The sequence below is a fragment of the Actinopolyspora mzabensis genome (assembly GCF_900101095.1).
GTDB lineage: Bacteria > Actinomycetota > Actinomycetes > Mycobacteriales > Pseudonocardiaceae > Actinopolyspora > Actinopolyspora mzabensis.
Genome location: NZ_FNFM01000012.1, coordinates 28,668 through 40,857, shown reverse-complemented (window position 1 = coordinate 40,857; position 12,190 = coordinate 28,668). Strand labels below are relative to the sequence as shown.

11 protein-coding genes are annotated in these 12,190 nt (G+C 66.3%); 5 read left to right on the top strand and 6 right to left on the bottom strand.

Features of this window, described 5'->3' with window-relative positions; translation table 11 throughout:
• The first annotated feature begins 2 nt into the window (after nucleotides 1-2).
• The 5 genes from BLR41_RS19325 to BLR41_RS19305 are packed head-to-tail and all read left to right on the top strand — an operon-like array spanning nucleotide 3 to nucleotide 5,390.
• Entirely contained in the window at nucleotides 3-1,223 is a 1,221-nt protein-coding gene (locus BLR41_RS19325; RefSeq protein ID WP_143013135.1) for an FAD-dependent oxidoreductase, read from the top strand.
• Entirely contained in the window at nucleotides 1,220-2,425 is a 1,206-nt protein-coding gene (locus BLR41_RS19320; RefSeq protein ID WP_092631151.1) for an acyl-CoA dehydrogenase family protein, read from the top strand. Before BLR41_RS19325 ends, BLR41_RS19320 begins: the two co-directional genes overlap by 4 nt.
• Nucleotides 2,422-3,171, top strand: a complete 750-nt coding sequence (locus BLR41_RS19315) for a thioesterase II family protein (RefSeq protein WP_092631148.1) — start codon at nucleotides 2,422-2,424, stop codon at nucleotides 3,169-3,171. Before BLR41_RS19320 ends, BLR41_RS19315 begins: the two co-directional genes overlap by 4 nt.
• A 28-nt stretch (nucleotides 3,172-3,199) precedes the next feature.
• Nucleotides 3,200-3,817, top strand: a complete 618-nt coding sequence (locus BLR41_RS19310) for a class I SAM-dependent methyltransferase (protein ID WP_092631145.1) — start codon at nucleotides 3,200-3,202, stop codon at nucleotides 3,815-3,817.
• Nucleotides 3,818-3,854: 37 nt separating this feature from the next.
• Nucleotides 3,855-5,390: an MFS transporter gene (locus tag BLR41_RS19305; protein WP_092631142.1), complete on the top strand. Its 1,536-nt coding sequence runs from the start codon at nucleotides 3,855-3,857 to the stop codon at nucleotides 5,388-5,390.
• A 17-nt stretch (nucleotides 5,391-5,407) separates the two neighbouring features.
• On the opposite strand, the gene BLR41_RS19300 is transcribed toward BLR41_RS19305, so the two are convergent.
• The 6 genes from BLR41_RS19300 to BLR41_RS19275 form a co-directional block, all read right to left on the bottom strand.
• Nucleotides 5,408-5,809, bottom strand: coding sequence for a DUF4405 domain-containing protein (locus BLR41_RS19300; RefSeq protein ID WP_176798065.1), 402 nt, complete (start codon nucleotides 5,807-5,809; stop codon nucleotides 5,408-5,410).
• A gap of 295 nt (nucleotides 5,810-6,104) precedes the next feature.
• Entirely contained in the window at nucleotides 6,105-7,340 is a 1,236-nt protein-coding gene (locus BLR41_RS19295; RefSeq protein ID WP_092631136.1) for a hypothetical protein, read from the bottom strand.
• Between the two features lie 357 nt (nucleotides 7,341-7,697).
• On the bottom strand, nucleotides 7,698-8,345 hold the full coding sequence (locus tag BLR41_RS19290) for a LutC/YkgG family protein (RefSeq protein WP_092631133.1): 648 nt from the start codon (nucleotides 8,343-8,345) through the stop codon (nucleotides 7,698-7,700).
• Complete coding sequence (locus BLR41_RS19285) at nucleotides 8,342-9,796, bottom strand: LutB/LldF family L-lactate oxidation iron-sulfur protein (RefSeq protein ID WP_092631130.1); 1,455 nt, start codon at nucleotides 9,794-9,796, stop codon at nucleotides 8,342-8,344. Before BLR41_RS19285 ends, BLR41_RS19290 begins: the two co-directional genes overlap by 4 nt.
• Nucleotides 9,793-10,530, bottom strand: a complete 738-nt coding sequence (locus BLR41_RS19280; protein WP_092631127.1) for a (Fe-S)-binding protein — start codon at nucleotides 10,528-10,530, stop codon at nucleotides 9,793-9,795. Before BLR41_RS19280 ends, BLR41_RS19285 begins: the two co-directional genes overlap by 4 nt.
• 154 nt (nucleotides 10,531-10,684) lie before the next feature.
• Nucleotides 10,685-12,181, bottom strand: coding sequence for a rhamnulokinase (locus BLR41_RS19275; protein WP_092631124.1), 1,497 nt, complete (start codon nucleotides 12,179-12,181; stop codon nucleotides 10,685-10,687).
• Nucleotides 12,182-12,190 lie beyond the last annotated feature (9 nt).

Below are 12,190 nucleotides of genomic sequence, written 5' to 3'. Positions count from 1 at the left end.
AAATGCCGGAGCGCGAACCGGTCCTCATCGCGGGGGCCGGCATCGGTGGCCTGACCGCCGCGTTGGCGCTGAGCAGGCACGGTTTTCCCGTCGAGGTCTACGAGCGTCGGGCCGAGAAGCAGATCGAGCTGTCCGGAACCGGTCTGACCATCTGGAGCAACGCTACGACCGCGTTGGCGGAGCTCGGCTTGCACGAGCGCCTGCTCGAAAGGGGAGACCCGGTGATCCGGGCCGAACACCGCGGAGAGAAACGCCGGCTCATGCTGTTGACCGAGGTGCAGGAGCACACCTGGCCGAACAGCACGCCAGGCGTCAGCATCGCCCGCGGTGACCTGGTGCGGATGCTGATGGAGGCCTGTGAACAGCACGGCGTCCGGGTGCACCTCGATCAACGCTGCCTCGGTTACGAAACGGACGGCAGCGGCGTCACGCTGAGACTCGCTGGCGGTGGCAGCGCTCGCGGTCGGGTGCTCATCGGTGGCAACGGTTTGCGCTCGACGATTCGGGAGCAGCTGCTGAACGGAGAGACCGGGCTTACCTACACCGGCGTATCCACGTATCGGGGAATCAGCGACAGCTCCGGTGGGGTGCCGAAGGGCACCGCGTACCTGATGCAGCGGCTCAACGGTGTCAGCGGCGGGGGGTGGCATGTTGCCGACGGACGATTCGCCTGGACCGTCGGCTGTCAGACTCCGGAAGGCGGACGTGACACACCCGGCACGATGAAAGCCAGCGTGCAGCGGATGCTCGACGGCTTCGAAGGCCCGCCGCGCAAATTCGTGGCCAACACGCCCGAGGAACGCATCATCCGAACCGACATTCACTACCACGAATGGAACGAGACCTGGGGCGACGGGCCGGTCACCCTGCTCGGTGACGCCGCACACGCCCTGCCGACCATTCTCGGACAAGGCGCCTGTCAGGCCATCGAGGACGCGGTCGTGCTCGCCGACGCGCTCGCTGTCGCCGACGATCCCGTCGAGGGGCTGCGCAGCTACGAAAACCGTCGCAAACCTCGTGTGCGCTGGATACAAGACCAGGTGTTCAAGATCTGGGGGCTGCAGAAGTACAACATCGGGCCGATGCGGTGGCTGTTCATACCGCTCGGACGGTTCTTCGCGGCACGCAGTCAACCGAAACTCTGGAGCGGCCTGCAACAGCCACCGGAACTGTCGGCCAACACGCCCGGCGAGGACGAGCGAGTGGGGAGAGGTGAGCGATGACGGTCGCGCCGAACTCGACGAACGAACCGACCGTGGAAAAATCCAGCTGGCGCGATCAGGTGCGCGAGCGCGCCGAACGCGTCGTACGGCCGCTGGCTCGCGCCATGGATACCGACGCACGTCTCGATCAGTGCGTGATCGACGAGCTGTTCGCGGGCGCTCTGATGGGAATCGAAGCCCCGCAAGCCTACGGTGGCGCGGGAGGTGACCTGTACGACGCGCTCGTGACCATCGAGGAGCTGGCCCGGGTCGATCCAGCCGTGGCCGTTTTCGTCGACGTGCAGAACGCCCTGGTGATCAACGCGCTTCGCAGGCACGGAACCGGGGACCAACAGCGCCGCTTCCTGCCCTCGCTGGCGACCGACACCGTCGGTGCCTACGCCATCTCCGAGGACCACGCCGGAAGCGACGCCTTCGCACTGACGACAACAGCTCATCCGGACGGCGACGAGTACGTCCTGTCCGGACGCAAACAATGGATCACCAACGCGGCCGAGGCCGGCCTGTTCCTCGTATTCGCCAGAACCGGCGACAACGGTCCGGCGCCACGCCTGTCCGCGTTTCTCGTCGAGCGCGATACAGCCGGACTGTCGGTCGGTGAGCGCATCGACAAGATGGGGATCCGCGCAAGCTCTACCTGCGAGGTCGTTCTCGACAACGTACGGGTGAGCAAGCACAACATGCTCGGTCGCTTGGACGAGGGCAACATGCTGATGCTCGACACCCTCGACATCGGCAAACTCGGCATCGCCGCACAACTCGTGGGTCTTGCCGCCGGAGCACTCGACGAAGCACTGGCCCACGCGGGCAGGCGCACCCAATTCGGACACCCGATCATCGACTTCCAAGGTGTGGCGTTTCCCCTGGCAGGATTGGCCGCCGAACTCGAAGCCGCCCGGGTGATGCTCTACGACACCGCTCGGCACATCGACAACGTCGATCCGAGCGCGAAAGCACGCGGCGCCGCCATGACCAAGTACCTCGCGTCACATGTGGCCGAACGGATTACCTCGCAAGCTGTCGAAACACTCGGCGGTACCGGATTCACCACAGCCTCGCCCGTCGAGAAGTTCCACCGCGACGTCAAGATCGGTAAAATCTACGAGGGCACTTCCAACATGCAGTTCCGAACGATCCTCTCGACCTGGCCCAGTGCCGAGGCCGCGGACCCCGGCCCCAACGGTGCGGTGGGGACGTCATGAGCGACTCACCCGCACTGCGACTGTTCTGCCTGCCGTACGCGGGCGGATCGGCACGTATCTTTTCCGACTGGCAATCGCGCCTTCCCGAGCACGTCGAATGCGTTCCACTGGAGCTTCCCGGACGGGGAATCCGCTTCAACGAAACCCCGCACGAGCGGTTGGACCCACTGCTCGACGAGCTGCTACCCGCGGTGCTCGCTCGACGTGACCGCCCGTTCGCGCTTTTCGGTCACAGTCTCGGCGCCCTGCTCGCGTTCGAACTGTCCCGAAGGTTGCGCCAGCATCGGCTGCTGCCGTGCCACCTGTTCGTCTCGGCCTTCCGCGCACCCCACCTGCCCGTTCACGGGACTCCGGACCACAGCCTGCCCGACGAGCAGTTCCGGGCCAGGCTGCGCGAGTTCAACGGAACTCCACAGGAAGTCCTCGACGACGAGGGGCTGATGGAACTGCTGATTCCGATCCTGCGAGCCGACCTCGCCATTCCCGACACGTACAGCCACGTCTCGGAATCACCGTTGGACTGCTCGCTGACCGCTTTCGCAGGCACCGACGACGGGGAGTACACCACAGCCGAAGTGGCCGAGTGGGCCGGCCATACCAGCCAGGAATTCAAGCTGAAGATCATGCCCGGTGACCACTTCTTTCTCCACCACCACCAGCACTCGCTGCTCGACGAGATCTCGCAGCGCCTGACCGCTATCGACGATCCCGACGAATCGGCACAAGCCTCCCTTCGTCACGGGTGAGCCAACACAGCAGAACGAGGAGTCCCAGGTGAGCGTCAAACGCTGGACCTACAACCTGCTCTACCGAGTCGGAGCCCCGTGGGAGGGGCCGGTGCGACCGGAACTGGTCGAGCTCGTCGAATCCCAACGGATCAACCCCGTCGAACAGCACTCGGTACTGGACATGGGCTGCGGCAGCGGTACCTGTTCGGTGTACCTGGCCGAACGCGGCTTCGACGTCGTCGGAGTGGACTTCACTTCCCTCGCGCTGCGAAAGGCCAGACAGGCGGCCTTCGACGCGAATGTTGCGCGGTGCTGCCGCTTCGTACACGGCGATTTGCGGTCGTCGACACTGCCCGGTGTGGACGGGACATTCGACCTGGTGCTGGACTTCGGCACCCTCGACGACCTAACCGGGCAGGACCGGCTGGACATGGCCGCCAACATCAAACGTCATACCCACGAAGGTTCCATGGTCGTGTTCTGGTGTTTCTACACCGCGGGGAAGGAATTACCCCGCTTTCGATTCAACGGTGTGTCCCGCTTTCACAGCGCCATCCGTCCCGGTGAGGAACACGACCTGTTCGGCGACGCGTTCACCATCGAACGCCTGCCCGACCACTCGGCCGATGAGAACACGGCCTGCTTCTTGCTGACCCGCCAGTAACGACCCCAGCCCAGTTGAGCGATTCCCTGGAGATACCGTGCCGAACGAGGAGCGTCGCCGCCTGGTTCTGGTGACCATGTGCGTCGCGCAGTTCCTGGCCATTCTCGACGTTACCGTCGTCAACCTGGCTCTGCCCGCCATTCACCGCGATCTCGGTTCCGGCATGTCCGATCTGCAATGGATCATCGACGCCTACGTGCTCGTCTACGCGAGCCTGCTGCTCACCGGTGGCACCATCGGCGACCGATACGGACGCAAACGCGCTTTCGTCACCGGCATGGCGCTGTTCGCCCTCGGCTCGGCAGTCTCCGCCGCGGCACCACAGCTCGATGTGCTCCTCGTCGGCCGGATCGCTCAGGGGGCGGGCGCGGCTGCTTTCGGTCCCGCGACCCTGTCCATCCTCACCCAGGCGTTCCCCCACGGACCACAACGTGCCAAGGCCATCGGAATCTGGTCGGGAACATCCGGGCTCGCACTCGTGGTCGGCCCGATCGCGGGCGGTGCTCTGGTGCACACGCTGGGTTGGCAAAGCATCTTCCTGCTCAACCTTCTGGTCGCTGCCGCTGGTCTGATGGCGGGCCTGATGACGGTCACCGAGTCGAAAGCCCCTCGGCACAGTCGTCTCGATCCCTTCGGCCAGGCTCTGGCCGTCCTGTGGTTGGGAGCGCTGACCTTCGCACTGATCGAAGGTGCTCGACTGGGGTTGCGCGCACCACTCATCCTGACGCTGTTGGCGCTGGCCGCGATCGGTTGCGTGGCGTTCGTGCTTGTCGAAACACGACGCGAACACCCCATGCTGCCGCTCGCGCTGTTTCGCCGCCCGACCTTCGCCGCCTGCAACGTCGTCATTCTCCTGGTCGGTTTCGGACTGTTCGGTTCGTTCTTCTTCCTGTCGCTGTTTTTGCAGCAGATTCAGGGTTATCCGGCAGGCGAAGCAGGACTACGCCTGCTGCCGTTGATGGTGGCGATCGTGATCACCGCTCCGATCGCGGGACGACTCGCAGGCAGGTTCGGTGCCCGACCGCCGATGGTTGTCGGGCTGACCCTTACGGGCTGCGGGCTGCTGGCGTTGACGGGGGTGGGTGTCGCCACCCCGTACGCGGCCTGGTGGCCCGCCCTGCTGCCGATCGGCCTCGGTCTCGGCCTGACCATGGCTCCGACCAACGCCGCGCTCATGGGCAGCGTCGAACTGCCTCGAACCAGTACGGCTTCCGCGATGGGCAGCACCAGTCAACAGGTGGGAAGTCTGCTGGGAATCGCCGTGCTCGGCGCGATCGTCACCGTCAAGCTCGACGAGGCAACTCGCCGTGCCGTGCCGGGACTCTCGGAGGAGGTGCGGGACCGGCTGTCGGATGCCCGGATGGGTTCTTCCTCCGGGGAGGTCCCCGTGGGAGTTGACCCGCAAACGCTGTCGGACGCGCTGAATCAGGGGTTCGTGGCCGGGATGCACCGAGGACTGCTGCTGGGCGCGATCGCCTATTTCCTCGGTGCTGTCACGGCGGTTGTGTTCGTTCGCCAGCGGTCCGATTCCGGTGAATCGTCGACCGATACCGAACGGCAACACACGGCTTGAGTCGTCGCCCGGTGGAGCTAAGACCGCTGGTTCCGCAACCATCCGAGCCGCGCGAAGTGAGCCCGTAGCGGTCGCCGGTTCGCCACCAGGTGGAAAGCGATAGCTCCCAGGAACAGAAACATCGCCGAACTGTGCCATGGTCTGGCTTCCACAACTCCGTTCCAGCGCAGCAGCCCGGTGACCGTCAGCAACAGCACACAGCCGAGCAGACATGAGTCACGGATGAGTTTTCCGCGCGCTCCCGGTGGTAACCGCTTCCGCGTACGCATCGACCGAGCTAGTCCCGTGAACCACGCTCGCTGCGTGGTCAGGTGCACCATCACCAGGGCGACGAATATCGAGCCTGTCACGCTGTGCACGCTTATCCCGAAGAGCAGCGTGCCGATCAGTACTATGCTCACCAGCAGTGACAACAGCATTCCGGGATAGATCCAGCCGCCACGGACGCGCGCACCCGTACCTGCACGTCGCGATTGTCGAGAATGATCGACCATGACTCGATGATGACCGGTTGCGAAGATGAGCGATATCCGGCATCGCCCCCACGGCACCCCGAGAGATGTCTGAGTGGATCGGAACGCCGCAAGGGGGAACTCGCGGCGGAGGAGGGCATCCCCCGGTTGGTACCGGAGGGTGACTCGAAAACGTGGGGCTGCCGAGCGGCAGCCCCACGGGTGATCGGTTTCGGCAGGACGTCGTCACGTGCCGCGCGGGTCAGCACACGTCGCGGTAGGAGTTCTCCAGCGTGTTGTTGGTGATGGTGATGTTGTCACCGCACGGGTGCTCGACGATTGCCGAATCGGTGACGGTGAGATTGTGCAGGGTCACGTTTCTGGTCACCGGGAATTCCGAGCGCGCGGCCAGTCGGATCGTGCCGGGTCCGGTGACCTGACCGCTTTCCGCGGCGATTTCCACGTTGTAGCAGTTCTCGATGAGAATCGCGTTGTTGCCGGTGTTGGCGATGTCGACGTTGTCGATCACGGCTCCGCCGCTCTCGGACACGCAGAACACTCCCCGGCCGCCGCCGCGGGCGATCACCTCGCCGACGTGGATGTTGGTCGGGTAGCTGCCGTTGATGCGTCCGTTCCGGTTGGCCATCCGGAAGGCGGCGTAGCCCGTACCGGTGCCCGCGTTCTCGGCGTCGACCGTTCCGACTGTGGCGTTGGTGGTGTCGTTGAGCAGCAGCCCCGAATAGGCGACGTCCCGAGCCACCACGGTGCCCACGGTCAGCCCGTCCACGCCGTAGGTCTCCACGCCGTGGTTGTCGGTGCCGGAGACGTAGACGTCGTCGATCCGCACGTTGGTGGTGAGTTCACCGCGGTCACCGTGGTTGTCGATGCGGATGCCGAGTCCGCCGGACAGTCGCAGGTCGAGCTGGCCGAGGTGGATGTCGTCGCCGTTGCGGAAGAAGACGCCGAAGTAGGGCGTCCCGGTGACGCTGAGGTGCTGTACCTCGACGTGGTCGGCGTCACGGCCCCGGACCACGGCGTTGTTGGCGGAGACACCGCCGGTCACGTCGATCGTCCCGCACGAGTCGAGGACGGTGTAGCTGGGCAGGTCGATGGAACTGCTCGCGCTCATGGTGCCGGAGTTCCACAGCACCACTCGTTCCTTGCTCCGCCTGCCCGTGGTTAGGCTGTTCACGGCCGCCTGGGTCGCCGCGCGCATGTTCCCGCCGCTGTAGACCGTCGTTGAGCCGTTGCGGGCGACCCAGTTGCCGCCGTCCGAGTACACCTCGGCGTCGTAGGACCCGCTGCCGCAGGTCGCCCGGATCGAGGCGGTATCGGTTGGCTCCACCGAGGCGGACACGTCGCCGGTGGTTTCGTTCGCCGTACCAGCGTCGCGGTCGGCGTATGCCGGTGCCGCGAAGGTCAGCGTCGCCAGCAGGGCCATTCCCAGGATCTTCGGGGTTCGGCCGCGTGCACCGGCTTGTGAGGTGCCGATTCTCATTTTTCGTTCCCGTGGTCGTCGGAAGTCTCACTGCACTGTGCCGGGCAGGAATCGCCCGGATCTTCCAGTCGGGTTCGTCGTTGAGTGGCTTCTTGTGGTTGTCGGCGGGGAAAAAGATTTTCCCGCTTTTTGGTAAGCGCTTACCAGGTAGGCAGTGAGTGTATAGTCACCACGGGTAACAATGTCAAGAGTGCTTCGATGAAACCCCGGATAACACGATTAGTGTGCTGTGAACCGTTTTTCCCATCGCAACGAATCCGAAAAGCGTAGTGGGCCCGGTTCGCATCGGAGATGCGACACACGAAACCGGCACGGCATCGTCGGAGCGATACCGTGCCGGTTTCGACGGGAGGATGTTCACACGTCGCCGACCACGACGACGTGAAGATTCCGGGGACCGTGCACTCCCTCCACCCGCTCCAGCTCGATGTCGCTGGTGGCGGACGGGCCGCTGATGAAGGTCATCGGTCCGGTCGGATCCAGTTCCGCCAACGCGGCTGGAACGTCGTCGACGATCCGGGAGGCGGCGACGAGGCACACGTGGGTGTCGGGAAGCAGAGTCAGCGCCCTTCGGCCCTGTCCCGGACCGTGGTCCAGCACCATCGTGCCCGTGGTGGCGATTCCCACCGTGCACGTGGTCAGCACCGCGTCCGCGTTCTCCAGCGCCGCCGTCGACAACCGGGGACTGTCCCCGAACGCGTCGTGGCGTTCGGCCACCGGCTCCGACCATCGCGCGGGGAAACCCTCCGGTACGACCACCCGCCGCGCAGCGGCCGCTTCCAGGGCACCCAACACCGCTTCCGGGGCTTCCGAGGAATCGGTGGTGCGCACCTCGGCGCGGTATTCGGCAACCCGTTCCCGGAACAGGTCGGGCAGGGATTCGACGTGGCGCTTCCCGCTGTACTCACGAGGAATCGAATCGGTCGAGCCGCGTTGACCACCGGCGAGTGCGGAACGCACGGAACCGAGTACCGCCTCGCGCGCGTCACGGGAGGGTCGTTTCAACGCTCGTCACCGTTCCCTGTCCTGTTTCGTTCCCACCACTGCCGGAAGGATTCCGGGGCGGGCGCGGGAGCGTCGCGCGCGTCGGTCCAACGCGACAGCGGCCACGGCAGTCTGCCGATCCCGCGCCTGCCGAACAGTCTCCCGCCCAGCGAGGCGATCCGCTGCGCTCGCCCCAGTCGCTTGCTGTCGCCGAAGACCCATCCCAGGCCCCGCATCGCCGTGCTGCTCAGTCGGTCGAACCAGCCCTTCCGCTCCCGCACCGTCCTGTTGCGCAGGTGCACCAGCAGTTCGGGTATCTCGATCGCCACCGGGCAGACGTCGTAGCAGGCCCCGCACAGCGTGGACGCGTACGGCAGCGAGGCGGTGTCCTCGGACTCCACGCCGTACAGTTGCGGTGTCAGCACCGCTCCGATCGGTCCCGGATACACCGAGCCGTAGGCGTGGCCACCGGCACGTTCGTAGACCGGACAGACGTTGAGGCAGGCCGAACAGCGGATGCACCGCAGCGCCTGACTGCCGATCTCGTCTGCCAACGCCTCGCTGCGCCCGTTGTCCAGCAGCACCACGTGGAAACTGCTCGGCCCGTCACCCTCGGTCACCCCGTTCCACACGGAGGTGTAGGGGTTCATCCGTTCGCCGGTGCTCGACCGGGGAAGCAACTGCAGGAACACCTCGAGGTCCCGCCAACTCGGCACGAGCTTCTCGATACCGACCACGCTGATCAGATGCTCCGGCATCGTCAGGCACATCCGCCCGTTGCCCTCGGACTCGACTACCACGAGGCTGCCGGTCTCGGCCACCGCGAAGTTCGCCCCCGAGATGGCCACGTTGGCCCGCAGGAACTTGTCCCGCAAATGGTGGCGGGCCGCCTCCGCCAGCTGCACCGGGTCGGCGGTGAGGTCCGTGGGCGCGGGAGTGCCGCTACCCGCCATCTCCCGACGGAAGATCTCGCGTATCTCGGAGCGGTTGCGGTGGATGGCGGGCACCAGGATGTGGCTGGGCCGGTCCTCGTCCAACTGGACGATCAGCTCGGCCAGGTCCGTCTCCCACGCCGAGATACCCGCCGAAGCCAGCGCCTCGTTGAGCCCGATCTCCTGCGTGGCCATCGACTTCACCTTGACCGCCTCGGTCTCGCCGGTCTCGCGGACGAGATCGGTGACGATGCGGTTCGCCTCGGCCGCGTCGCGTGCCCAGTGCACCGTTCCGCCGACGGCCGTGACGGCGGACTCGAACTGCTCGAGGTAGGTGTCCAGCCTGCTCAGGGTGTGCGCCTTGATCGCCGCCCCCGAGGCGCGCAGCTGCTCCCAGTCGTCGAGCTCGTCGACCACCGCGGCACGCTTGTTCCGGATGGTGTTGGTCGCCCTGCCGAGGTTGTGGCGCAGCTGGGCGTCGCGCACAGCCTGCCGTGCCGCGTCCGGAAACGCGGGCATTCCCAGGTCGACTCCGCTCATCGGTCCTCCTCGGTTCCCGCCAGGATCTCGGCCAGGTGCATCGTGCGGATCCCCTCGCGCTGTCGGTCGAGCAGCCCACCCAGGTGCATCAGGCAGGAGCTGTCGCTCGCGCACAGCACCTCGGCGCCCGTCTCACGCACGTGCCTGGTCTTGTCGGCCCCCATCGCCACGGACACGTCAGGATTCTTCAAGGCGAAGGTGCCGCCGAAGCCGCAGCACTGCTCGGCCTCGGGCAGTTCGAGCAACCGGATGCCGCGGACCTCGCTCAGCAGCCGCCGCGGTTTGTCACCCACCCGCAGCATCCGCAGCGAGTGACAGGTCGGGTGGTAGGTCACCCGGTGCGGGAAGTAGGCACCGACGTCGGTCACTCCGAGCACGTCCACCAGGAACTCGGAGAGCTCGTGGACGTGGGGCGATACTCGGCCGACGGCCTCGGACAGTTTCCGGTCCCCGCTGTGCTCGGCCACGATGCCGTGCTGGTGCCGGATCGAGCCCACGCAGGATCCGGAGGGCGCCACCACGTGATCGTAGCCCTCGAAGGCGGCGACGAAGCTCCGCACCGCCGGCACGGCCTGCTCGTGATACCCCGTGTTGGTGTGCATCTGGCCGCAGCAGGTCTGTCCCGGTGGGAACTCCACCGTGCACCCCAGCCGTTCGAGCACCCGTAGCGTGGCGCGTACCGCCCCGGGAAAGAGCGTGTCCCCGAGACAGGTCGCGAACAGCGCTACTCGCATAACAGCGGTTTCCTTTCTGGTAAGACCCCGCGAAAGTCCTGGTGCGCGTGCTCGGGACCCGATCGCGTACCCGGCCCGAAGGAGGGGGTCATCGCCGGTTCCGGGAACTCGGCGACCACCCGAGCATCCGAAAGGCGTCGTCGAAAAGCTGTCCTCATTCGACTGTCGCACGTGTCGCGGTGCCCGCGCGATCACGGACGCGGCGATCCACAGCATCCCACGCGCCCGCGGAGTCACCGGGTTCGAAACGCCGCAACGGCTGGGTGGCAGCCACGAGCGCGCGCAGTTCGGACCGGTCACCGGCCATGCCGTGCGCGCGTGCCTGGATCAGCACGTTGCCCAGCGCGGTCGCCTCGGTGGGGCCGGCGATCACCGGCAGGTCGCAGGCGTCGGCGGTCAGCGAGCACAGCAGTTCGTTGCGACTGCCGCCACCGACCAGGTGCACGACATCGACCTCCCGGTCGGCCAGCTCCGCCACGCTGCGAACCGTCCGGCGGTGGGCCAACGCGAGGCTCTCCAGCACACACCGCACCGTGGCCTCGGGGGTTTCCGGGACCGGCTCACCGGCCTCGGCGCAGGCCGCGCCGATGGTGGTGGGCATGTCCTGCGGTGCGATGAACGCCGGATCGTCGGTGTCGAGCACGCTGCGGAACGCCGGTTGGCGGGCGGCGCCCTCGAGCAGTTCGTCGAGATCCGCGCGCAGTCCGCGTTCCCGCCAGCAGCGCAGGCACTCCTGCAGCAGCCACAGCCCCATCGTGTTGCGCAGATAGCGAGTGGTGCCGTCGATGCCGCGTTCGTTGGTCACGTTCGCCGCGCGGGAGCGTTCGGTCAGTACGGGGGAGTCCAACTCCAGCCCCACCAGGGACCACGTGCCGCACGAGATGTAGGCGAATCGCCGATCGGTCGCGGGTACGGCCACCACGGCCGAGGCCGTGTCGTGCGAGGCCACGGATGTCACCCGTACCGAACGGGAGAGCCCGGTGCGCGTGCTGATCTCGGCCCGCGGCGTTCCGGCGAAGTCCCCCGGGGCGCGCAGCGGTGGGAAGACGTGGGTCGGAAGTCCCAACCGCCGCGCGAGATCGTACGCCCAGTCCTCACCGCGGACGTCGAACAGCTGGGTGGTGGAGGCGTTGGTGACCTCCGCACCGATCTCCCCGGTGAGCCAGTAGGTCAGCAGATCGGGGATGAGCAGCATGGTCTCCGCCGAATCCAGTTCGCCCTCCCCGAGGGAGACCACGAGTTGGTACAGCGTGTTGATGGGAAGCTGCTGCAGCCCGGTGACGCGGTAGAGCTCGGCGTCGTCGACCCGTTCCCGAACCCGTTCGATCATTTCCGCGTTGCGGGGATCGCGATGGTGCCGTGGCTCGGCCAGCAGGACGCCGTTCCGGTCCAACAGTCCGTAGTCCACTGCCCAGCTGTCGACGCCGATCGAGCTGGGGCCGTGCTCGGCGGCGCGGCGCAGCCCCGCCAGTACCTCGTGGTGGATCGTGCCGATGTCCCAGCGCCACCCGGACTCGTCCCGGGAAGGACTGTTCCCGAACCGGTGCAGTTCGGTCAGTTCCAGCAGGTCGCTGCCCACCCTGCCCAGCACCACACGGCCGCTGGAGGCGCCCAGATCGACAGCGGCGCAGTTGAACTCGTTGCTCGTCATCGCGATCTC